The 20924-nt window shown below is 72.3% G+C and carries 22 protein-coding genes; 14 read left to right on the forward strand and 8 right to left on the reverse strand.

Features of this window, described 5'->3' with window-relative positions; all coding sequences use genetic code 11:
* Window positions 1–5: 5 nt before the first annotated feature.
* Window positions 6–500, forward strand: coding sequence for a MarR family transcriptional regulator (locus AB0316_RS14170; RefSeq protein ID WP_366273660.1), 495 nt, complete (start codon window positions 6–8; stop codon window positions 498–500).
* Window positions 501–599: 99 nt separating this feature from the next.
* Window positions 600–1937, forward strand: a complete 1338-nt coding sequence (gene hemL / locus AB0316_RS14175) for a glutamate-1-semialdehyde 2,1-aminomutase (protein WP_366273661.1) — start codon at window positions 600–602, stop codon at window positions 1935–1937.
* A gap of 9 nt (window positions 1938–1946) precedes the next feature.
* Here the strand turns inward: hemL and AB0316_RS14180 are convergent, their stop codons facing one another.
* Window positions 1947–2564 (reverse strand): LysE family transporter, encoded by a 618-nt coding sequence (locus AB0316_RS14180; RefSeq protein ID WP_366273662.1) that lies wholly within the window; start codon window positions 2562–2564, stop codon window positions 1947–1949.
* A gap of 190 nt (window positions 2565–2754) precedes the next feature.
* Here AB0316_RS14180 and AB0316_RS14185 point away from each other — a divergent pair, with 190 nt between their 5' ends.
* Genes AB0316_RS14185 through AB0316_RS14210 form a run of 6 tightly spaced genes read left to right on the forward strand, consistent with a single transcriptional unit; the run spans window position 2755 to window position 7827 of the window.
* Complete coding sequence (locus AB0316_RS14185; protein ID WP_366273663.1) at window positions 2755–3423, forward strand: histidine phosphatase family protein; 669 nt, start codon at window positions 2755–2757, stop codon at window positions 3421–3423.
* Window positions 3423–4037: a TlpA disulfide reductase family protein gene (locus tag AB0316_RS14190; RefSeq protein ID WP_366273664.1), complete on the forward strand. Its 615-nt coding sequence runs from the start codon at window positions 3423–3425 to the stop codon at window positions 4035–4037. Before AB0316_RS14185 ends, AB0316_RS14190 begins: the two co-directional genes overlap by 1 nt.
* 7 nt (window positions 4038–4044) lie before the next feature.
* Window positions 4045–4788 (forward strand): cytochrome c biogenesis protein CcdA, encoded by a 744-nt coding sequence (locus AB0316_RS14195; protein ID WP_366273665.1) that lies wholly within the window; start codon window positions 4045–4047, stop codon window positions 4786–4788.
* Between the two features lies 1 nt (window position 4789).
* Window positions 4790–6523, forward strand: coding sequence for a cytochrome c biogenesis protein ResB (locus AB0316_RS14200; protein WP_366273666.1), 1734 nt, complete (start codon window positions 4790–4792; stop codon window positions 6521–6523).
* Window positions 6520–7512 (forward strand): c-type cytochrome biogenesis protein CcsB, encoded by a 993-nt coding sequence (ccsB, locus tag AB0316_RS14205; protein ID WP_366273667.1) that lies wholly within the window; start codon window positions 6520–6522, stop codon window positions 7510–7512. Before AB0316_RS14200 ends, ccsB begins: the two co-directional genes overlap by 4 nt.
* 12 nt (window positions 7513–7524) lie before the next feature.
* Window positions 7525–7827, forward strand: a complete 303-nt coding sequence (locus AB0316_RS14210; protein WP_366273668.1) for a DUF4229 domain-containing protein — start codon at window positions 7525–7527, stop codon at window positions 7825–7827.
* A 246-nt stretch (window positions 7828–8073) separates the two neighbouring features.
* Here the strand turns inward: AB0316_RS14210 and AB0316_RS14215 are convergent, their stop codons facing one another.
* The 5 genes from AB0316_RS14215 to AB0316_RS14235 all read right to left on the reverse strand — a co-directional run bounded on the left by AB0316_RS14215 (window position 8074) and on the right by AB0316_RS14235 (window position 13005).
* The gene (locus AB0316_RS14215; RefSeq protein ID WP_366273669.1) at window positions 8074–8949 is read right to left on the reverse strand and encodes a 1,4-dihydroxy-2-naphthoate polyprenyltransferase; all 876 of its coding nucleotides are present in this window, start codon (window positions 8947–8949) and stop codon (window positions 8074–8076) included.
* Window positions 8950–8968: 19 nt separating this feature from the next.
* A complete protein-coding gene (locus AB0316_RS14220) occupies window positions 8969–9283 on the reverse strand; it encodes a PLD nuclease N-terminal domain-containing protein (protein WP_366273670.1) in 315 nt (104 codons plus the stop codon).
* A 17-nt stretch (window positions 9284–9300) separates the two neighbouring features.
* Window positions 9301–10485 (reverse strand): o-succinylbenzoate--CoA ligase, encoded by a 1185-nt coding sequence (menE, locus tag AB0316_RS14225; protein WP_366273671.1) that lies wholly within the window; start codon window positions 10483–10485, stop codon window positions 9301–9303.
* Entirely contained in the window at window positions 10485–11942 is a 1458-nt protein-coding gene (locus tag AB0316_RS14230) for an MFS transporter (RefSeq protein WP_366273672.1), read from the reverse strand. The genes menE and AB0316_RS14230 overlap by 1 nt, the downstream gene beginning before the upstream one ends.
* Before the next feature lie 103 nt (window positions 11943–12045).
* The gene (locus tag AB0316_RS14235; RefSeq protein ID WP_366273673.1) at window positions 12046–13005 is read right to left on the reverse strand and encodes a 1,4-dihydroxy-2-naphthoyl-CoA synthase; all 960 of its coding nucleotides are present in this window, start codon (window positions 13003–13005) and stop codon (window positions 12046–12048) included.
* A 45-nt stretch (window positions 13006–13050) separates the two neighbouring features.
* On the opposite strand from AB0316_RS14235, the gene AB0316_RS14240 reads away from it, so the two are divergent.
* The 3 genes from AB0316_RS14240 to AB0316_RS14250 all read left to right on the forward strand — a co-directional run bounded on the left by AB0316_RS14240 (window position 13051) and on the right by AB0316_RS14250 (window position 14979).
* Window positions 13051–13557 carry an NUDIX domain-containing protein gene (locus tag AB0316_RS14240; RefSeq protein ID WP_366273674.1) on the forward strand — a complete coding sequence of 169 codons (507 nt, stop codon included), beginning with the start codon at window positions 13051–13053 and terminating at the stop codon, window positions 13555–13557.
* Window positions 13558–13674: 117 nt separating this feature from the next.
* On the forward strand, window positions 13675–13929 hold the full coding sequence (locus AB0316_RS14245) for a hypothetical protein (protein ID WP_366273675.1): 255 nt from the start codon (window positions 13675–13677) through the stop codon (window positions 13927–13929).
* Between the two features lie 42 nt (window positions 13930–13971).
* The gene (locus AB0316_RS14250) at window positions 13972–14979 is read left to right on the forward strand and encodes an o-succinylbenzoate synthase (RefSeq protein ID WP_366273676.1); all 1008 of its coding nucleotides are present in this window, start codon (window positions 13972–13974) and stop codon (window positions 14977–14979) included.
* 11 nt (window positions 14980–14990) lie between these two features.
* On the opposite strand, the gene menD is transcribed toward AB0316_RS14250, so the two are convergent.
* The gene (menD, locus tag AB0316_RS14255; RefSeq protein WP_366273677.1) at window positions 14991–16751 is read right to left on the reverse strand and encodes a 2-succinyl-5-enolpyruvyl-6-hydroxy-3-cyclohexene-1-carboxylic-acid synthase; all 1761 of its coding nucleotides are present in this window, start codon (window positions 16749–16751) and stop codon (window positions 14991–14993) included.
* 9 nt (window positions 16752–16760) lie between these two features.
* Window positions 16761–18056, reverse strand: coding sequence for an isochorismate synthase (locus tag AB0316_RS14260; protein WP_366273678.1), 1296 nt, complete (start codon window positions 18054–18056; stop codon window positions 16761–16763).
* A 68-nt stretch (window positions 18057–18124) separates the two neighbouring features.
* On the opposite strand from AB0316_RS14260, the gene AB0316_RS14265 reads away from it, so the two are divergent.
* The 3 genes from AB0316_RS14265 to AB0316_RS14275 all read left to right on the forward strand — a co-directional run bounded on the left by AB0316_RS14265 (window position 18125) and on the right by AB0316_RS14275 (window position 20862).
* Window positions 18125–18817: a demethylmenaquinone methyltransferase gene (locus tag AB0316_RS14265; RefSeq protein ID WP_366273679.1), complete on the forward strand. Its 693-nt coding sequence runs from the start codon at window positions 18125–18127 to the stop codon at window positions 18815–18817.
* 238 nt (window positions 18818–19055) lie between these two features.
* Window positions 19056–20375, forward strand: coding sequence for a geranylgeranyl reductase family protein (locus AB0316_RS14270; RefSeq protein WP_366273680.1), 1320 nt, complete (start codon window positions 19056–19058; stop codon window positions 20373–20375).
* Window positions 20376–20502: 127 nt separating this feature from the next.
* Window positions 20503–20862 (forward strand): NADH-quinone oxidoreductase subunit A, encoded by a 360-nt coding sequence (locus AB0316_RS14275; protein ID WP_366273681.1) that lies wholly within the window; start codon window positions 20503–20505, stop codon window positions 20860–20862.
* The last annotated feature ends 62 nt before the right edge of the window (window positions 20863–20924 follow it).

Raw genomic sequence — 20924 nt, forward strand, 5'->3', positions numbered from 1 at the left:
TTGACATGTCAGGTTCAGGGGAAGACTGCCGGGACGGCGTGCGCTGGCTCAGCGACGCCGAGCAGGCGTCGTGGCGCGCGATCCTGCGCGGCACGAGGCTGCTCGAGCAGGCGCTCGACGACGCGCTCGGCGACGCCGGGCTCCAGCTGAGCGAGTACGAGATCATCTCCATGCTCTCGGAGAGCCCGAACCACCGGCTGCGGATGTCCGAGCTCGCCGCCATGGTGGTGCAGTCCCGCAGTCGCCTGACGCACACGGCCAAGCGCCTCGAGGACCGCGGCTGGGTGATCCGCGAGCAGTGTGCCGACGACCGGCGCGGCGTCGAGCTCGTGCTGACCGACGGTGGTCTCGAGGCCGTGCGCACGATCGCGCAGGTGCACGTGCAGAGCGTGCGCGACAACCTCGTCGACATCATGACGCCCGAGCAGTTCACCGCCATCGGCGACGCGATGGGGATCGTGCGCGACCACCTCGACCCGCAGGCCATCAGCGGCCGCTGACCGTCGAGAGGCCACGTCTGGCCCCAGTCCACCGCGTCGAGAGGCCGCGCGCGGACCCCGGGGGAGCGGTAGACCGTCACGCCTTGAGAGACTGTGGGGATGAGCTCGCAGCCCGTCCCCGTCCAGACCGACACCGACGCCCCCGCGTCCGCGGCGCTCCTCGCCCGCGCCAGCGAGGTCATCCCAGGGGGCGTGAACTCCCCGGTGCGCGCCTTCCGCGCCGTCGGCGGCACGCCGCGCTTCATGGCGAGCGGGTCGGGGCCGTGGCTGACCGACGCCGACGGCAAGCGCTACGTCGACCTGATCTGCTCGTGGGGACCGATGATCCTCGGCCATGCCCACCCCGACGTGGTGGCTGCGGTGACCGAGGCCGCTGCCCGGGGCTTCTCGTTCGGCACGCCCAGCGAGAACGAGGTGCGGCTCGCCGAGGAGATCGTGCACCGTGTCGAGCCGGTCGAGCAGGTGCGCCTGGTCAACTCGGGCACCGAGGCCACGATGTCGGCCATCCGCCTGGCGCGCGGCTTCACCGGCCGCGACGTCATCGTGAAGTTCGCAGGCTGCTACCACGGGCACGTCGACGCGCTCCTCGCCTCCGCGGGGTCGGGCGTGGCCACCTTCGCCCTGCCCGACTCGGCCGGCGTGCCGCGCTCCAGTGCTGGCGAGACGATCGTCCTGCCCTTCAACGACCTCGCCGCCGTCGAGGCGGCGTTCGCCGAGCGTGGCCACGAGATCGCCGCCGTCATCACCGAGGCGGCTGCGGGCAACATGGGCGTCGTCCCGCCCGCGCCGGGATTCACCGAGGGGCTGCTGCGCATCACCAAGGAGCACGGGGCCCTTCTCGTGTCCGACGAGGTCATGACCGGCTTCCGCTGCAGCGCGTCGGGCTTCTACGGGCTCGAGGGGTCGTATGCGGCGGGCGCGCCCGACCTGTTCACGTTCGGGAAGGTGATGGGTGGCGGTTTCCCGACGGCCGCCTTCGGTGGCCGGGCCGACGTCATGGCCCTGCTCGCGCCCCAAGGGCCCGTCTACCAGGCCGGCACGCTCTCCGGTAACCCCGTCGCCTCGGCCGCCGGCCTCGCGACGCTGCAGGGCTGCACGCCCGAGGTCTACGCCCGCCTCGACGTCGTCGCGCACGCCATCGCCGACGCCGTCTCGAACGAGCTGTCCGCGGCGTCGGTGCCCCACACGGTCCAGTGGGCCGGCTCGATGTTCTCGGTCTTCTTCCGCGACGGCGCCGTCTCGAACTACTCCGAGGCCAAGGACCAGGACAGCGCCGCGTTCCGCCGCTTCTTCCACTCGATGCTCAGCCAGGGCGTGCACCTGCCGCCGAGCGCCTTCGAGTCGTGGTTCGTCTCGGCCTCGCACGACGACGAGGCGGTCGACCATGTCATCGCGGCCCTGCCCGCGGCAGCGCGAGCAGCCGCCACGCCGGACTGAGCCCTCGGGTCAGTGGACGCTGGCGAGCAGGACGCCGACGCCGACGAACAGGCCCCCGAAGACCCGGTTCACGGTGCGCTGCCCCGACTCGCGCTGCGTGAGGCGTCCGAGCCCGCGAGCTGCCGCTGCGAAGAAGAACCACATCACGATGACGTCGATCGCCATGATCGTGGCCCCCAGCACGACGTACTGCGGCAGCAGCGGCTGCTCCGGCCGGATGAACTGAGGCGTGAAGGCGAGGAAGAAGACCACCGCCTTGGGGTTGGTGAGGTTGACGAGCAGGCCGCGGCGGAACATCGACCACGCCGGCTCCCGGTGCACCTCACCGACCCGCGCCGCCGCCGCCCGCGACCGGAACTGACGCACCCCGAGGAACACGAGGTAGGCGGCGCCGACGTAGCGGATGACGTTGAACAACAGGGGAGAGCCCGCGACGAGCACCCCGAGGCCAGCTGCGACGACGGCGATGTGGACGAGCAGCGCGACCTGCTGGCCGAGGATGCCCCAGATCGACCGGGTCCAGCCGGAGCCCAGCGAGTTGGCCATCGTGTTGACGGCGCCGGCACCCGGCGTGAGGGAGATGAGCGTCCCCGCCGCGACGAGGGTGAGCCAGATCGACCACGACACGGGTGGAGTGTAGGGCCGTCGCGCCGCTGTGCGGCGAGGTGTCCCGCGCCCACCCGGACGACGGCGTCACGGCTGCCACGACGGCCACCGGACGGCATACGGCCTCGGCGACGTCGTCGCACGTCACAGGGGGTGCACAGGCCCGGAGGCCGATTCGGTCCTGCGCCCGTCGTTTGAGAGACTGGCGACCATGGGTCACAGCACGGGAGGGACGGCGCCGGCCGCCGGCGACCTCACGGTCGTGCACCTCATGCGCCACGGCGAGGTCCACAACCCCGAGGGCGTGCTCTACGGCCGGCTCGAGGGCTACCACCTCTCCGAGCTCGGCCAGGAGATGGCGCGGCTCGTCGCGGCCCACCTCGAGACCAACGACATCACCCACGTCGTCGCCTCGCCCCTCGAGCGCGCGCAGGAGACGGCCGCACCCATCGCGACCGACCACGGCGTCGAGATCACCACCGACGCGCGGGTCATCGAGTCGGAGAACCGCTTCGAGGGCCGCACCGTCGAGGTCAAGGACCTGCTGCACCCCCGCAACTGGCACCTGTTCGGCAACGTCACCAAGCCCTCGTGGGGCGAGCCCTACGAGCAGATCGCCGCCCGGATGCTCGCCGCCATCGCCGACGCACGCGACGCGGCGCGCGGCCACGAGGCCGTCGTCGTCAGCCACCAGCTGCCCGTGTGGACGGTGCGCAACAAGCTCGAGGGCCGCCGCCTCTGGCACGACCCCCGCAAGCGCGAGTGCACCCTCGCGTCCCTGACCTCCCTGACCTACCGCGGTGACGAGCTCGTCTCCATCACGTACTCCGAACCGGCCGCCCGCCTGCTGGCACGCGCGAGCAGGAGCGTGGGCGCCTGATGCACCACCTCGACCGACGCACCGCCCTGCGGTGGGGTGCCACGGCCCTGGCCGGCGGCCTCGTGACCTTCACCGCCGCCTGCTCCTCCGACCCGAACTCCGTTGCGGACCAGGCGCGTTCGGGTGACCGCAAGGGCTACGTCGCCGGCGACGGATCCATCGAGCAGCTCGCGGTCGACCAGCGCAGCCAGCCCGTGAAGCTCGAGGGCACGACGCTCGAGGGCAAGCCGTGGAGCAGCGCCGACCGTGCCGGCACGGTGCTCGTCGTCAACGTCTGGGGCTCGTGGTGCCCGCCGTGCATCGAGGAGACGCCCGCCCTGCAGAAGGCGTGGGAGACCGTCCAGGCCAAGGGCAAGAAGGTCGAGTTCATCGGGCTCGACAAGCTCGAGAGCCCCGACACCGGCCTGGCCTTCCTCAAGGCCAACAAGGTGACCATCCCGTCGCTCGCCTACGACGGCGGCGTGCCGATCCTGGCCCTGCAGGGCAAGGCGTCGGCCACGCCGACGACGCTGGTGCTCGACGGGCAGGCCCGCATCGCGGCGCGCGTCTCCGGGCCCGTCAACACGACCACGCTGCTCGGCCTGATCGACGACGTCCTCGCCGAGAAGGCCTGAGGCCGCCATGGGTTCGCAGCTCGCGACCGGATCGCTGCTCGTGGCCGGGCTCGTCGCCCTGGTGGCCGGCTTCGTCTCGTTCGCCTCGCCCTGCGTCCTCCCGCTCGTCCCGGGGTTCCTCGGCTACGTCACCGGGCTGTCGGACGTGTCGCTCGAGAGGCGGTCGCGCGGGCGGCTCGTGCTGGGGGCCCTGCTCTTCGTCCTCGGCTTCACCGCCGTCTTCCTCGTCGCCGCGGCGGCCGTCTCCGCCGTCGGGCTGGCCTTCCGCGAGCACCAGAGCCTGCTGCTGCGCATCGGGGGCGCGGTCGTGCTCGTCATGGGGGTGCTCTTCCTCGGCGTCGGGCGGTCGTATGCCGTCCCGGTCAGCTGGCGACCGCGTGCCGGCCTCGCGGGGGCCCCGCTGCTCGGCGCCGCGTTCGCGATCGGCTGGTCGCCGTGCATGGGCCCGACCCTCGGCGCGATCCAGGCGATGGCCGCGCCGATCTCCGCGGCGTCCGGCTCCATCGGCCGCGGGCTGGCGCTCGCCGCCGTCTACTCGATCGGCCTCGGCCTGCCCTTCGTGCTCATGGCCGCCCTGTGGGAGCGCGCCGGCACCGCGAGTGCCTGGCTGCGACGGCACCGCCGCGCCCTGCAGACCGTCGGCGGCGTGCTCCTGGTCGCGGTGGGCCTGCTCATGCTCACCGGCGTCTGGGAGAACGTGATCGTCTGGATGCAGGTGCGCCTCGTCAACGGCTTCCAGGTGGCGATCTGACATGAGCACCGAGACCGACCCGACCACCCAGCCGCCCCAGCCCACCCAGCCCACCGGGCAGGGCACGTCCGCACCCGAGGCCGGTGACCGCGTACGCAAGGGCATGCGACCCGACCGGCAGGAGCCGACGCTGCCCACGCTCGGCACGATCGGCATGCTGCGGTGGGGCTGGCGCCAGCTGACGAGCATGCGCACGGCCCTGTTCCTGCTCCTGCTGCTGTCGATCGCGGCCGTCCCGGGCTCGATCTTCCCGCAGCGCAACATCGACTCCGGCCGCGTCGCCGACTACATCGCGCAGCACCAGTCCAGCGCGCCGTGGCTCGACCGGTTCGGCTTCTTCGACGTCTACTCCTCGCCGTGGTTCTCGGCGATCTACCTGCTGCTGTTCATCTCGCTGGTGGGGTGCATCGTGCCCCGCACCAAGGTGCACCTGTCGGCGCTGCGCTCGAGGCCGCCGCGCGCTCCTGCACGCCTGGGCCGCCTCGACGAGCACGCCGAGGTCACCACGAGCCTCTCGCCCGACGAGGCGCTCGCTGCGGCACGGGAGGTGCTGAAGCGCAAGCGGTTCCGCATGCACTCGCACGACACCACCACCGTCAGCGCCGAGTCCGGCTACCTGCGCGAGACCGGCAACCTGCTCTTCCATCTGGCCCTGACCGGGATCATCGTCGGCATGGCCGTCGGGCACCTGCTGGGCTGGCGCGGCGACATCATCCTCCCCGAGGGTGACAAGTTCGCCTCCTCCGCCGGGGCCTACAACACCATCTCGCCGGGCCCGTGGGTCGACAGCGAGACCCTGCCGCCCTTCGTCCTGTCCCTCGACAAGCTGCACGTGGAGTTCGACGACACCCCGGGCAAGAACTTCGGCAAGCCCAAGTTCTTCGACGCCCAGACGACGGTGCGCAGCTCGCCCGACGCCCCGGCGAGCGAGCAGAGCGTGTCGGTGAACCACCCGATCAACGTCGACGGCGCCGACGTCTTCCTGCTCGGCAACGGCTACACGCCCGTCATCACCGTCCGCGACGCCAAGGGTGCCGTCCTCTACCGCGAGGCGACGCCGTTCCTGCCGCAGGACCCGAACTACCGCTCCCTGGGCGTGATCAAGGTCCCCTCGGCCTCTCCGAAGCAGCTCGGCTTCACGGGCTTCTTCCTGCCAACGGCCGAGCCGACGTTCAGCAACGGGCCGATGTCGCTCTTCCCCGACGCCAACAACCCCGAGGTGGCGCTGTCCGTCTGGGAGGGCAACCTGTTCCCCGGCGGCGCCCCGCAGTCGGTCTACACGCTCAACACCGAGCAGATGAAGCAGGTGCTGAAGTCGGATGGCTCGCCGCTGCTCATCCGGCTCAAGCCCGGTGAGACCAAGCAGCTGCCGGGCGGTCGCGGGTCCATCACCTTCGACTCCGTCAAGCGCTTCGCCGGCCTGTCGGTGCGCACCGACCCCGGTGCCCCGATCAGCCTCGTCAGCGCCCTCCTCGCCACGCTCGGGCTCATCCTGGGCCTGACCATCAAGCGGCGCCGCGTCTTCGTGCGCGTGCGACCCGCCACCGCCGCCGGCCCCGCCGACGGCACCCGCGACAGCAGCCTCGACAGCACTGCCGGCTCCCCGGAGCGACCGGCTACCGTGGTCACCATCGGTGGCCTCTCGAAGGACTCCGACCCCGGGCTCGCCGCGATCGTCTCCGCGATCTCCACCGGCGTGCACGACCGCCATGCAGAACGGACCGACCGATCGTGAACCTCGCAGCCAACGCCAACGCGGCGCTCTACGCCTCGATGATCGTCTACACCCTGGCCATGCTCGCCTTCACGTGGCACCTCGCCGCGCGGGCGCCCAAGGTCGTCGACTCCAAGGTGGTGGCCGAGGCCCCGGCGCAGGAGCGCGAGCTCGTCGGGGCCGGTGGGCCGTCGTCGACGGAGCGCCGCGCTGCCACGCCGTATGCAGCCGGGCCCGGGTTCGAGGAGAGCCTGAAGAGCCGCCAGCGGGGCAACATCGCGCTGATGCTGACCTACCTGGCGTCGGCGCTCCTCGTGGCGTCGGTGCTCATGCGCGGGCTCGCGGTCGGGCGTCCGCCGTGGGGCAACATGTTCGAGTTCGCGACCGCTGCCTCCGCTGCGGTCGGCGCCGCCTACAGCGTCCTGGCCAAGCGCAACAGCTGGCAGTGGCTGGGCGTCTTCATCGTCACGCCGATCCTGCTGGTGCTCGGCCTCGCCCTCACGGTGCTCTACACCGAGGCGGGCGAGCTCATGCCGGCCCTGAAGTCCTACTGGCTCGCGATCCACGTGTCGGTGGCCTTCATCGCCGTCGCGTTCTTCACCCTGGCCTGTGCGGTCGGGCTGCTCTACCTCGTGCGGCTGCGCCGGGAGGAGAAGCCACCGGCGAAGCCGAACTTCATCGAGTCGCTGCCGGGCTCTGCGTCGCTGGAGCGCACGGCCTACAGCCTCAACATGGTGGCCTTCATCCTGTGGACCTTCACCCTGATCGCCGGGGCCATCTGGGCCAAGCAGGCCTGGGGCGCGTACTGGCAGTGGGACCCCAAGGAGGTCTGGACGTTCGTCATCTGGACCGTCTACGCCGCCTACATGCACGGGCGCGCGACGGCCGGGGTGGACCACCGCAAGTCGATGTACATCGCGCTCGTCGGCTACGTCGCCGTGATCATCAACTTCACGCTGGTCAACCTCGTGTCGACCTTCGTGGGCATGCACAACTACTCGGGCATGTGACGGTGGTCTGAGATGGTGCGCTACTCCCTGCTCCGGATCCTGATCTTCTTCGGGTTCCTGCTGCTCTTCTGGCTCATCGGGCTGCGAGACAACCCCGTGCTGCTCCTCGGGGCATCCGCCATCGCGTCGGCCGCGGCCTCCTTCATCCTCCTCCGCGGCATGCGCGACGAGGTGACGGCCAAGCTCATGGCGCGGCACGAGGCCAAGCTCGAGGCCAAGCAGCAGGTCGACCCGACGAGCGACGAGTTCGCCGAGGACGCCGAGGACGAGGACGTCGCCTCCCCCGCGCAGGAGCATCGCACCACCGACCGCTGAGCCCCTGCACTCGAGCGAGGGGGCTCAGGCCCCACTCGGCTGCGCGCTGCGCCCCACTCGATTGCGCGCTGCCACGAATGGGCGGAACGCGGCGACACGGTGTGACGGCGCGCGCACTCGAGTGTGACGGCGCGCGCACTCGAGTGTGACGGCGCGCGCACTCGAGTGTGACGGCGCGCGCACTCGAGTGTGACGGCGCGCGCACTCGAGTCGCTGGACGGTGAGAAGTGCGGGCGCGCCCAGACGTCAGGGGCGACCGAGACCGAGGCCGATCGCGAGCAGCAGCGACCACGCGAGCAGGAACTGCCCCGTGCCGGCCAGGGCGGGGATCAGGCCGCGACCGGTGGCGCGCCCGACCACCGCCTGCACGGGCCGCACGATGAGCGGCGCGGCCAGCACGGCCAGGAGCGCCCACGGCGAGGTGAACGACGCCAGGCCCGTCATGACGAACGCGACGGCCACCAGCACGACGTAGAAGACCCGGGTGGCCGGCTCACCCATCCGCACCGCGAGGGTGCGCTTGCCGTGCTCACGGTCGGTCGGGACGTCGCGCAGGTTGTTGGCGACGAGGATGGCCGAGGACAGCGAGCCGACCCCGATGGCGCCCCACCAGCCGGCGGCCGTCAGCGGGGTCATGGTCGCCATGGTGCCCAGCGTCGCGACGAGCCCGAAGAAGACGAAGACGAAGAGCTCACCGAGGCCGAGGTAGCCGTAGGGCCGGGAGCCACCGGTGTAGTACCACGCGGCCACGATGGCGGCCGCGCCGATCGGGATCATGATCCACACGCCGGAGAGCCCGACGAGCGCCAGACCCATGAGCCCGGCGAAGAAGAAGCAGGCGAAGGCCGCGATCTTCACCGAGCGCGGGTCGGCGAGCCGCTGGCCCACGAGGCGGACGGGACCCACCCGGACCTCGTCGGTGCCGCGCACGCCGTCGGAGTAGTCGTTGGCGTAGTTCACCCCGACCTGGAGGGCGAGGGCCACGACGAGGGCGAGGACGGCATACGCCCAGACGATGTGACCCGTCTGGTAGGCGGCGCCGGTGCCGACGAGGATGGGGGAGACGGCGGCGGGCAGCGTGCGGGGGCGGGCGCCCTCGATCCACTGGGACAGGGTGGCCATTGGGTTTCGGGGCGTCCTTCTACAGCTTGCGGAGGAAGTCGGGGTCGTCGTCGGGACCGCGGGGTCCGGGCGGCGGCTGGCGCCCCGGCCCCCGCTTCGGCCCGCGCGGCGCACGTCCGGGACCGCCCCGGGCGTCGGTGCGCCCGGCCACGAGCCAGAAGACGGGACCGACGACGGGCACGAGGGCCGCGAGCAGCCACACCGCCTTGGGCATGACGCGCACGAGTCGCCGGTCGGTCTGCAGGCAGTCGACGATCGCATAGATCGACGCGAAGACCACGAGGGCGACGAACACGACGCGCAGCACGGTGATCTCCTTCAGCAGGTGGGGCACCTACATCTTGCCACCGCTCAGGCCCGCTCTCCGACGCTGCGTCGGATGGCGGTGCGGTCGGGCTTGCCCGGCCCTCGCTGCGGGATGGCGTCGAGGACGACCACCCGTCGGGGGAGTGCCGGATCGGGGAGTATGCCGCGCAGCCGCTCGCGCACGTCGCGAGTGGTGAGCGTCCGGGCGGGGTCGGCGAGCGTCACGGCGGCGCACACCGCCTCTCCCCACTCGGGGTCGGGGAGACCGACGACGACGACATCGAGGATCTCGTCGAGGTGGCGGCTGATGGCGTCCTCGACGACACCGGGGTTGACCTTGAGGCCGCCGGTGTTGATGACGTCGTCGGCGCGTCCGTCGATGACGAGCAGGCCGTCGTCGTCGAAGTGGCCGAGGTCGTCGGTGCGGAACCAGCGCACCTGGTCGGGGTCGGTCGTGAACGCGTCGCGGCTGAGCTCCGGCTCGCCGAGGTAGCCGTGGGCGACGGTGTCGCCACCGAGGACGACGTGGCGGTCGTTGTCGACGTGGACCCGGCTCACGGGCAGCGGCACCCCGTCGTAGACGCACCCGCCGGCCGTCTCGCTCATGCCGTAGGTGAGGCTGAGGACCACCCCGAGGGCCTGGGCCCGCTCGACGAGTGCCCGTGGGGTGGCCGCGCCCCCGACGAGCACGCCGTCGAAGCTGCGCAGGGCCGCGACGCCCAACGGGTCGTCCACGAGACGTGAGAGCTGGGTGGGCACCAGCGCCGTGTAGCGGCGGGGAGCCGCGCGGGTCGGGCGGACGCGACCGGCGGCGGCAGTGAAGGCCTCGACCGAGAACCCGCCGCGCAGGTCGAGCACCGTCGGCATGACACCCGAGGCGACGGAGCGCAGCAGCACCTGCAGGCCCGCGATGTGGTGGGCGGGCATGGCGAGCAGCCACGCGCCGCTGCCGCCGAGCACCTGGTGGGTGGCCCAGGCCGACCGCTCCAGCGCGTCGGCGGTCAGCAGGGCGCGCTTGGGCCGTCCGGTGGAGCCGGAGGTGCCGATGGCGACCGCGAGGCCCTCGGGGAGTGTCGCCGGGTCGTGGGACGGCACGGTCGGCGGCGGGTCGGCGGCGGCATACGGCAGCACGGGGGCACGGCCGGCGAGGGCGGTCTCGAGCGCCGGCATGACGTCGAGGACCTCGGGCCCGGCCGGGATCGCGAGCGGGCGGGGGGACGGCGCGGCCATCAGGCGGGTCTCGCTCTCGGGGAGGTGGTGGGTCGACCGTGCCGGCGCTGTCGGACGGCCATGGCGACGGTCCACACGAGCACTGCAGCGCAGACGGGGAACCCGACGTAGGGGTTGAGGGGCAGCACGATGCCGAGGGCGCCACCGAGCACCCAGAGCATCTGCAGCATCGTCTCGGACCACGCGAAGACCGACGTGCGGACGTTCTCGGGGACGTCCCGCTGCACGAGTGCGTCGAAGCACAGCTTGGACAGCTGGGCGGACAGGCCCTGCACGAAGCCGAGCAGGGCGAGGGTCCACACGCCGTACCAGACACCGGCCGCGACGCAGCAGGCGGTGGCGGCCAGCACCGAGGCCAGGGCGACGCGCTCGGGTCGCTGGTCGTGCACGACGTTGCCGACGACGCTGCCGAGGCCGTTGCCGACGCCGATCGTGACCGCGACGATCCCGAGGACCACCTCGCCGCGGATGCCGTCGATGGCATGTTCCTTGGCGAGGAACGCCAGGAACATGATGACGAAGCCGGTGAGCACGCGGGTGCCCCCGGTCGACCACAGGGCGTGCTTGACGGGCCAGGGCAGGGCCTGCTTGCGACGGCGGAAGCGCCCGATCGGACCGAGCGAGTCCACCGTCAGGGCGTCGGAGCCCGCGGCCACGCGGATGGGGACGGTGTCGTCGAGGGAGAGCTCCCCGGCCGAGGAGTCGACGCGGGCGGGCAGCCGGATCGCCTGCACGGTGGCGAGCACGAACACGACGAAGGCCAGGCGCAGCGCCCAGGCCGGCCCGGCAAGCATCGCGAGGCCGCCGAGCGCACCGCCCAGCACGGCCCCGACCACGCCGGCCATCGAGACGCGTGAGTTGGCCAGCACCAGGGTGGTCCCGGCCGGGAGGAGGCGGGGCACCGCCGCGGCGCGCGTGATGGTGTAGGCGCGGGAGGCCACGAGGCAGCCGAGCGCCGCCGGGAAGAGCCAGGCGCTGTCGGACGTGATGGCGTCGGCGAGCACCCAGCACAGGAACGCCCGCAGGGCGAGCGTCGTGCCGATCGCCCAGCGCCGCCCGTGCGAGAAGCGGTCGAGCAGCGGCCCGATGAGCGGCGCCACGAGGACGAACGGCACCATCGTCAGCAGCAGGAAGGTGGCGACGTCGCTGCGGGCCTGCGCTGTCTGGGGGTTGAAGAAGAGCGTGCCCGCGAGGGCCAGCGTCATGATCGTGTCGCCGGCGGTGTGGCTGCCGTGCAGCTCGGTCAGCCGCGCGAGGCCGCTCTCGCCGGCGCCGCCGGCGTGGGTGTACGCGTGGGCCTTGGCCGCCGCGAACCGGCCGGTCCGCGCCGTGGCCCTGGCCGTTCCCGCGGCTGCTCGGCGCACTCCTCGTCCGGCGGCGCGCATCCCGTTCGTCGCCGGGCGTCGACGAGCGCCGGCGCGGCGGCCGTCGGCGCGGCGTTCGTCGCTGGGAGGCACGGCAACATCCTGCCCTGTCCCGGTGTCACCGCGGCCGTCGACGCAGCGCGACCGAATCGCGCGCGCCCCGGGGACGCGGCGGGACGGCATACGCGATCGGTGCTCAGAAGTACCAGGGGAAGGGCGACCAGTCCGGCTCGCGCTTCTCGAGGAACTGGTCGCGGCCCTCGATGGCCTCGTCGGTCATGTAGGCCAGGCGCGTCGCCTCGCCGGCGAAGACCTGCTGGCCCATGAGGCCGTCGTCGGTGAGGTTGAAGGCGAACTTGAGCATCCGCTGCGCCTGCGGGCTCTTGCCCATGATCTCGGTGGCGACCTGCAACGCCTCCTTCTCGAGGTCGGCGTGGTCGGCGACGATGTTCACCGCGCCCATCCGCTGCATGTCCTCGGCGGAGTAGGTGCGCCCCAGGAAGAAGATCTCGCGGGCGAACTTCTGGCCGACCATCTTGGCGAGGTAGGCGCTGCCGTAGCCGGCGTCGAAGCTGCCGACGTCGGCGTCGGTCTGCTTGAACCGGGCGTGCTCGCGGCTGGCGATGGTGAGGTCGCAGACGACGTGGAGGGAGTGCCCGCCACCGGCCGCCCACCCGCCCACGACGGCGATGACGACCTTGGGCATCGTGCGGATGAGGCGCTGCACCTCGAGGATGTGCAGTCGGCCACCCTGGGCCTTGACCCGCGCCTGGTCGACGGTGTCGGCCGTCTCGCCCTCGGCGTACTGGTAGCCCGACCGTCCGCGGATGCGCTGGTCACCACCCGAGCAGAACGCCCACTTGCCGTCCTTGGGTGAGGGACCGTTGCCGGTGAGGAGCACGACCCCGACATCGGGCGTCATGCGGGCGTGGTCGAGGGCGCGGTAGAGCTCGTCGACGGTGTGTGGGCGGAACGCGTTGAGCACCTCGGGCCGGTTGAAGGCGATGCGCACGACGCCCGACTCGGCGTGCGGCCGGCCGGCCACGGGACGCCGCCGGTGGTAGGTGATGTCGGTGAGGTCGAAGCCCTCGACGGGCGCCCACTCGCTCGGGTCGAAGATCTCGGAAACGGCGCTCTGGCTCGGCTCGCTGCTCACGGAGCGACCCTATCCGCGGGCGTTCTCGGGGTTAGGGTCGCCCGTATGCCGATCCCTCCCTACGTCGTCCACCTGCGCTCCATGGTCGGCCGCGAGCTGCTGTGGATGCCGGGAGTGACGGCGGTCGTGCTGCGTGAGAGTCGTGACGGTGCCGACGAGGTGCTGCTCGTGCGGCGCAGCGACAACGGCCAGTGGACCCCCGTGACCGGCATCGTCGACCCGGGCGAGGAGCCGCACGTCACCGCGACCCGCGAGGTCGAGGAGGAGGCCTGCGTCGTCGCCGAGGTCGAGCGACTGGTGTGGGTGTCCACGAGCGACGTCGTGACGCACCAGAACGGTGACCTCGCGCAGTACCTCGACCACACGTTCCGCTGCCGCTGGGTCTCGGGAGACCCGCGCCCCGGTGACGACGAGTCCACCGACGCGCGCTGGTTCCCGCTCGACGCCCTGCCGGACATGCGCCAGCTCTTCCGTGACCGCATCGCCGTCGCCGTCGACAACCCCGCCGACGTCGTCCTCGGCCCGCTCACCTCGGGGGCGAGCCGGGCGTGACATCTGTCAGGGGGAGGTCCTGACAGAGGGGCCGGGTCGCCTGCCCTCCCGGTGCCTATCGTCGAAGGACCGCGGGACCGACCGGTCCCGTCGACGGCATCGACGGAGGAGACCGACGTGTTCGCACCACGCAACCTGATCATCGCCGGGATCGTGCTCATTGCGATCGCGCTCGGCCCGTCGGGGCACGGGCTCTGGTGGCTCGTCGGCCTCCTGTGGTGGCTGCCGTACGCCGGCCGCCACCTCCACGGCCACGGCCACGGGTGCGGCCGGGCCTCGCGGCACCGCCGTGACCCGCTGCAGAACCCGTCCACCGGCACCTCCGAGCCCGACCCGACCCGCGACCGCCACGAGGCCTTCCCCACCCGCTGACGCCCCCGACGTGCGCCGGTGACGGTCGGTGATGATGGGGGCATGACGACGCTGCCGCCGGTCGACGACCTCCTCTCGGGTGCCCACGTCGTGGCCCTGCCGATGAGGGTTCGCTTCCGGGGAGTCGACGTCCGGGAGGCGCTCCTGCTCGAAGGTTCCTCCGGCTGGGGGGAGTTCAGCCCCTTCGTCGAGTACGCCGACGCCGAGTCCGCGCGCTGGCTCGCCGCCGCGATCGAGAGTGCGTATGCCGGGTGGCCGGCTCCCGTGCGCGAGGCCGTGCCCGTCAACGCCACCGTTCCGGCCATCGGTCCCGACCGCGTGCCCGAGGTGCTCGCCCGCTTCGACGGGTGCACCACGGCGAAGGTCAAGGTCGCCGAGCGCGGCCAGAGGCTGGACGACGACATCGACCGGGTGGCCGCGGTCAGGTCGGCGATGGGGGCCTCGGCGCGGATCAGGGTCGATGCCAACGGCGGGTGGGACGTGGCGACGGCGACGGAGGCGCTGAGGAGGCTCACGGCATACGACCTCGAGTACGCAGAGCAGCCCTGCGCCTCGGTCGAGGAGCTCGTCGAGCTGCGAACCGCACTGGCCCGCAACGGGATCGACGTGCCCATCGCGGCCGACGAGTCCATCCGCAAGGCGGAGGACCCGATCCGGGTGGCCCGGCTCGGCGCGGCCGACGTCGTCATCGTGAAGGTGGCGCCCCTGGGAGGGGTGGCGCCCGCGCTCGAGGTCGTGCACGCGTGCGGCCTGCCCGCAGTCGTGTCGTCGGCCCTCGACACGAGTGTCGGCATCGCCGCCGGTGTGGCCCTGGCGGCGGCGCTTCCCAGCCTGGAGCACGCCTGCGGGCTGGGCACGGTCGGGTTGTTCGAGCGCGACGTGGCGGCGGTCCCGTGGCGGCCGGCGGGCGGGTTGCTGGGCGTCGGCCGCGCGGTTCCCGAACCCGAGGCCCTCGCGGCGCTCGCGGCGCCGCCGGACCGGCGGCAGTGGTGGCGCGATCGCCTCGTCCGCTGCCACGCGGTGCTGGCCGGCCGCGGCCAGGGCGGCTGAGGCAGGCTGCGCTACGGCACGGCCTGCCGGGCCAGCCGGCGCAGCCACGCCGCCTCGGCCCGCCGGTCGGATCTCGAGACGGGGACCTCGAGAACCCTGATGCCAGAGGGCGACTCGGCCAGGGCGTGGGCCAGGCGAGCGAGGTCGTCGACGCGTTCGTATGCCGTGTGGTGCGCCGCGCACAGCGCCGCGAGATCGGTGCCGTGCGGGGTCGCGAAGACGCGCTCGAAGGCGTCGGCGTAGTCCGGGCCGCCCTGCTCGAGGGTGCTGAAGATGGCGCCCCCGTCGTCGCTCAGCACCACGAGCGTCAGGTCGGGGCGCGGCTCTCGGGGGCCGATGAGCAGGCCGTTGGTGTCGTGCAGGAACGTCAGGTCGCCGAGGTAGGCGATGGTGCGGGCCGCACGTGGGCGGCCGAGCGCGATGCCCACCGCGCTGGACACCATGCCGTCGATGCCTGCGAGGCCACGGTTGCCGACCACGAAGCGGTGCTGGAGCGGGGGCCACGGGGTGGCCATGACGTCGAGGTCGCGGACCGCGTTGGACGAGCCCACCACGAGCGTCGTCTCGGCCCCGACGGCGGCCCCGACGACCGCTGCCACTGCCAGTGGCGAAGCGTTGCCGGCGGTGCCAGTCTCGCGTGACGGGCTCTGGCGCGCAGCCAGTTCCGAGTCGATCAGGTCGGACAGGCGCTGGTCCGCGGACTGCCACCGCTGGAACCAGGCGGCGTCGTCGGGCCGGTCGACGCGGGGCACGAGGTCGAGGACGCGGGCCACGCGGCCCGGGTCGGTCGCGACGCCGCTGCGCCCGCGCACCGAGAGCACCTCGAGCGCCGGGTCGCTGATGAGGCTCGTGACCGGGCGCGACAGGGTCGGGTGACCGACGACCACGACGCGCTCGACCTCGTCGCGCAGGGCGGTGGTGAGCAGCAGCCGGCCCGTGCGCAGGGCCTGGCCGCCGATGCGCGCCCCGGAGGTCGGCTCGGCGACGAGCGGCCAGCCGGCCGACTCTGCGAGCAGCCGCGCTGCAGGGCCCGCGTCGTCCCCGGCCACCACGACCGTGCGCGGGCCGAGGGGGAGCAGCTCACCGTCGGTTGGCACCGACACGGACGGCTCCACGCCGGGCCCGACCGAGCCCCCGGACTGCAACTGCGCCGTGGCGCGGTTTCCGGCGGCCTGCGGGTCGGAATCCGCCTGCAACTGCGCCATGGCGTGGGTTTCGGGGCGCTGCCACCACGAGTCCGGATGCGCGGGTGGTGGCAGGAGGTCGCCGTCCAGCTGCACGTTGAGCTGCGTCGGACCGGGCCGCGAACAGGCCTGTGCCGCAATGCGACTGAGATCCGCGGAGGCGACCTCGGACGACAGGTCGTGGCACGGCGCGAAGGTGCCGAAGATGCCGGCCTGCTCGGTGGTCTGGTTGGCGCCCGTGCCGCGCAGCCGGTCCGGACGGTCGGCGCTGACGACGACGAGCCGCCGTCCGGTGTGGTGCGCCTCCATCACGGCCGGCAGCAGGTTGCCGACGGCCGTGCCCGACGTCGTGACCACGGCCACCGGGCGCCGTGAGCCGGTCGCGAGCCCGAGGGCGAGGAAGCCGGCGGAGCGCTCGTCGACGCGCACGTGCAGGCGCAGGTCACCGGCCCGGTCAGCAGCGTCGAGAGCCAGGGCGAAGGGGGCCGACCGCGAGCCGGGGGAGAGCACGACGTCGCGCACGCCCCCGAGCCACAGCTGCTGCAGCACCTCGAGCGCGAGGGCGCTCGCCGCACGGTCGCTCGCCACGGCGCGGCCTCAGTCGCTCGCCAGGGCGTCGCGCATCGGCACGAGCTTGGCGTCGGACTCGGCCACCTCGGAGTCGGGGTCCGACCCGGCGACGATGCCGCACCCGGCATACAGCGTGATCTGCGAGGAGTCCCGCGGGTCGAGCGCGCCGCTGCGCAGCGCGATGCCCCAGGCGCCGTCGCCGTGGGCGTCCATCCAGCCGACGGGGCCGGCGTAGCGGCCGCGGTCCATGTGCTCGAGCTCGCCGATCAGCGCGACGGCCCGGTCGGTCGGCGTGCCGCCCACCGCGGCCGACGGGTGCAGCGCGGCCGCGAGCGTCAGCGACGAGGCGCCGTCGACGCCGACCGCCGCGACGTCGGTGGCCAGGTGCATGACGTTCGGCAGGTGCAGCACGAACGGGGCCTCGGGCACGTTCATGGAGGAGGAGTGGGGCGCCAGGGCCTCCGCGACCGAGCGGACGGCGTACTCGTGCTCCTCGAGGTCCTTCGACGAGCGCGCGAGCGAGGCGGCGAGGGCGAGGTCCTTGGCGTCGTCTCCGGTGCGGCGGATGGTGCCTGCGAGGACGCGCGAGGTGATCAGGCCCTTGTCGCGGCGCACGAGCAGCTCGGGTGTGGCGCCCACGAGCCCGGCGACGGAGAAGACCCATGTGTTCTCGTAGCGGTCGGCGAGCCGGCGCAGCAGCCAGCGTGGGTCGATCGGCGCCGACGAGGTCGCCACGAGGTCCCTGGCGAGGACGACCTTGTCGACGTCGCCGGCCGCGATGCGCTGCACCGCCTGCGCGACGGCGTGGGCGTAGTCGGCCGGGGACACGGCCCCGTCGGCAAAAGCAACGTCGAGCGGGGGCTCGGGATCTTCTGCGACAGAGGGCGTCTCGAGCGAAGGCAGCTGCGGGCCGAGCGAGACATCGGTGAGCCAGGTGCGTCCGTCGCGGCGGCCCACGATGGTCGACGGCACGACGAGACGGGCCTGCTGGGCCGAGTCGGCGGCGAACGGGAAGGAGCCGAAGCAGACCAGCCCGCTGCCGGCCAGCTGCACGTCGTCGCGCACCACCGCGCGGCCGCACACCTCGCGCCACCACTGCTCGGCCTCGCGGAACCGGTCGGCGCCGGACGCCTCGAAGGTCAGGGCCGCTCCCCAGCCGACCAGCCCCTCGCCGCGGCGCACCCACGAGAGCAGCTCGTCGTGCGCTAGGCCCGAGGGCAGGTACGCGAGGAGCGGGGCGTCGGCCGGGATCGGCACCGTGCGGACGACGACCGAGGGTGTCGCGGCAAGGGACGGCTCGTCGGGGGCTGGGAGCGTGGACATCGACTGCAACTCTACGGCGGGGCCGCGCCCGCACCGGGCGTGGTCGCCCGTGGTGCGAGGATGAGCGCATGACCCGTGCGCAGCTGGACAAGAAGCCGGTCGACGTCGCGTCGATGTTCGACACCGTCGCCGAGAAGTACGACGTGACCAACGACGTGCTCTCGCTCGGCCAGGACCGCCTGTGGCGCCGGGCCGTCGTCAAGGCCGTCGACGCGCAGCCGGGGGAGCGGATCCTCGACATCGCCGCCGGCACCGGCACCTCCAGCGAGCCGTGGGCCGACCAGGAGATCGAGGTCGTCCCGGCCGACTTCTCGCTCGGCATGCTGCGCGTGGGCCACCGCCGACGCCCCGACATGGCGTTCACCGCCGCCGACGCGATGAGCCTGCCGTTCGCCGACGAGAGCTTCGACGTCGTGACGATGAGCTTCGGGCTGCGCAACGTCGCCGACCCGGCCACTGCGCTGCGCGAGTTCCTCCGGGTCACCAAGCCCAGAGGGCGCCTGCTCGTCTGCGAGTTCAGCCAGCCGGTCAACCCAGTCTTCCGCACCGTCTACACGAACTACCTGATGCGGGCGCTGCCGCCGGTGGCGCGGCGCACGTCGAGCAACCCGGAGTCCTACGTCTACCTCGCCGAGTCGATCCGGGCCTGGCCGCCGCAGGGCGAGCTCGCCGGCATCGTCGAGGCCGCCGGCTGGCAGCAGGTCGGGTGGACCAACCTGACCGGCGGGATCGTCGCGCTGCACCACGGCACGAAGCGCTGAGCGAGCTCCACCGAGGGCGTATGCCGACCGCCCGCCCGGGCCACACGTGGCCTCTCGACGTGGTGAGAGGGGCCAGACGTGGCCTCTCGACGGTGGGAAAGGGGCCGTTCGTGGCCTCTCGACGGGTGGGGTGTCGAGACTTAGGTATGCCTTATCTGACATGGACAATCTGCGGGAATACACTTCCCGGAGAGTTCGTGAAGATCTTCACAAGCGGTTCGGAAGCGTGCAGGGAGACATGTCCAGTTCGAGCGTCGCGCCCAGCCCCTCACGGGGTGGCGATGCACCCGTCGAGCGGGCCGACGTCATCGTCGTCGGTGCCGGTCCCGGTGGCAGCGCGACAGCCGCGTACCTCGCCGACCACGGCCTCGATGTCGTCCTCCTCGAGAAGTCGGCCTTCCCGCGCGACAAGATCTGCGGCGACGGCCTGACCCCGCGCGCCACCAAAGAGCTCATCTCCCTCGGCGTCGACACGACGGGCTGGCAGCGCACCAAGGGCCTGCGCATCAAGGGCGGCGGACACACGCTGCAGCTCGACTGGCCCGAGTCCGACGCCTTCCCCGGCTACGGCATGGTCCGCACCCGCGCCCAGCTCGACGAGACCCTCGCCCGCCACGCGGAGCGGAAGGGGGCGCTGCTCCACGAGCGCACCAGTGTCACCGCACCGGTGCGCGACGCCTCGGGCCGCGTCTCCGGCGTCACGGCCAAGCGCCTCGACGACGCCGGCCGGGCCACGGGCGAGACCGTCACCTACCGCGCGCCCGTCGTCGTCGCCAGCGACGGCGTCTCGAGCCGCGTCGCCACCGCTGTGGGCCGGCCCAAGCGCGAGGACCGCGTCATGGGCGTGGCCGTCCGCGCGTACTACACGACTCCCAAGCGTGACGACTACCTCGAGAGCCACCTCGAGCTGTGGACCCACGACGACGACGGCAACCGCATCCTCATGCCCGGCTACGGCTGGCTCTTCCCGCTCGAGGACGGCCGCACCAACGTCGGTCTCGGCACCCTCGACACCACCTCGGCCTTCCAGAAGACCGACTACAAGGACGTCATGCGTCGGTGGGTCGAGGACATCTTCCCGGAGTGGGAGCTGGAGCACGACGAGAGCGCCGGGCCGATCCGCGGGGCCGCCCTGCCCATGGGCTTCAACCGCACCCCGCTCTACGCCGACGGGCTGCTCCTCGTCGGGGACTCCGGCGGCATGGTCAACCCGTTCAACGGTGAGGGCATCGACTACGCCCTCGAGGCCGCCCGCCTCGGGGCGGAGCTCATCGCCCAGGCGATGGCCCGCCCGGGCGACGCCGAGCGCGAGCGGGTGCTGGCGGCATACCCCAAGGTCATGAAGGACGAGCTCGGCGGCTACTTCACGCTCGGCCGCTGGTTCGCCCACGCCATCGGCAACCCCGAGGTGATGCGCCTCGCGACGAAGTACGGCCTGCCCCGCACGAGGCTCATGCCGTTGCTGCTCAAGATCATGGCCAACCTCGCCGACCCGATGGGCAAGGGCGCGGCCGACCGGCTCATCACCACCCTCTCGCGTCTGGCGCCGAGCGCATGAGCACCCCGGGTGCCGACCGGCTTGTGACGCCGAGCACAATCATTCACTGCGCCCATAGGATGGGTGCGCTGCGCACCTGCGCCCCTGCTTCGCACGTCAAGCACGACCGAAAGGCACGCGACCTCGGATGAACTCCTACGTCCCGATCCTGTTCATGCTGGGTCTCGGCTTCGCGTTCGCCGCGCTGTCGGTCTTCACCTCGCTCGTCGTCGGGCCCAAGCGCTACAACCGCGCCAAGCTCGAGGCCTACGAGTGCGGCATCCAGCCGTCGCCCCAGGCGGCCGGCGGAGGGCGCGTGCCGATCAAGTACTACCTGACGGCGATGCTCTTCATCATCTTCGACATCGAGTCGGTCTTCCTCTATCCGTTCGCGGTGGCCTTCAACAAGCTCGGCCTCTTCGCGCTGGTCGAGATGGTCCTGTTCATCCTCACGGTCTTCGTCGCGTACGCCTACGTGTGGCGCCGCGGCGGCCTGGAGTGGGACTGACCCTGCGGTCCGCACCGCGTGAAGCGGTACGCGTCCACCGGGTTCGTCAGGAAAGTTAAGGA

Source organism: Terrabacter sp. NPDC080008 (genome assembly GCF_040702505.1).
GTDB lineage: Bacteria > Actinomycetota > Actinomycetes > Actinomycetales > Dermatophilaceae > Terrabacter.

Coding starts and splice junctions, on each gene's coding strand:
- AB0316_RS14170 (WP_366273660.1), top strand. CDS start 6: ATGTCAGGTTCAGGGGAAGACTGCCGGGACGGCGTGCGCTGGCTCAGC.
- hemL (WP_366273661.1), top strand. CDS start 600: ATGAGCTCGCAGCCCGTCCCCGTCCAGACCGACACCGACGCCCCCGCG.
- AB0316_RS14185 (WP_366273663.1), top strand. CDS start 2,755: ATGGGTCACAGCACGGGAGGGACGGCGCCGGCCGCCGGCGACCTCACG.
- AB0316_RS14190 (WP_366273664.1), top strand. CDS start 3,423: ATGCACCACCTCGACCGACGCACCGCCCTGCGGTGGGGTGCCACGGCC.
- AB0316_RS14195 (WP_366273665.1), top strand. CDS start 4,045: ATGGGTTCGCAGCTCGCGACCGGATCGCTGCTCGTGGCCGGGCTCGTC.
- AB0316_RS14200 (WP_366273666.1), top strand. CDS start 4,790: ATGAGCACCGAGACCGACCCGACCACCCAGCCGCCCCAGCCCACCCAG.
- AB0316_RS14210 (WP_366273668.1), top strand. CDS start 7,525: ATGGTGCGCTACTCCCTGCTCCGGATCCTGATCTTCTTCGGGTTCCTG.
- AB0316_RS14215 (WP_366273669.1), bottom strand. CDS start 8,949: ATGGCCACCCTGTCCCAGTGGATCGAGGGCGCCCGCCCCCGCACGCTG.
- menE (WP_366273671.1), bottom strand. CDS start 10,485: ATGGCCGCGCCGTCCCCCCGCCCGCTCGCGATCCCGGCCGGGCCCGAG.
- AB0316_RS14240 (WP_366273674.1), top strand. CDS start 13,051: ATGCCGATCCCTCCCTACGTCGTCCACCTGCGCTCCATGGTCGGCCGC.
- AB0316_RS14250 (WP_366273676.1), top strand. CDS start 13,972: ATGACGACGCTGCCGCCGGTCGACGACCTCCTCTCGGGTGCCCACGTC.
- AB0316_RS14260 (WP_366273678.1), bottom strand. CDS start 18,056: ATGTCCACGCTCCCAGCCCCCGACGAGCCGTCCCTTGCCGCGACACCC.
- AB0316_RS14265 (WP_366273679.1), top strand. CDS start 18,125: ATGACCCGTGCGCAGCTGGACAAGAAGCCGGTCGACGTCGCGTCGATG.
- AB0316_RS14270 (WP_366273680.1), top strand. CDS start 19,056: ATGTCCAGTTCGAGCGTCGCGCCCAGCCCCTCACGGGGTGGCGATGCA.
- AB0316_RS14275 (WP_366273681.1), top strand. CDS start 20,503: ATGAACTCCTACGTCCCGATCCTGTTCATGCTGGGTCTCGGCTTCGCG.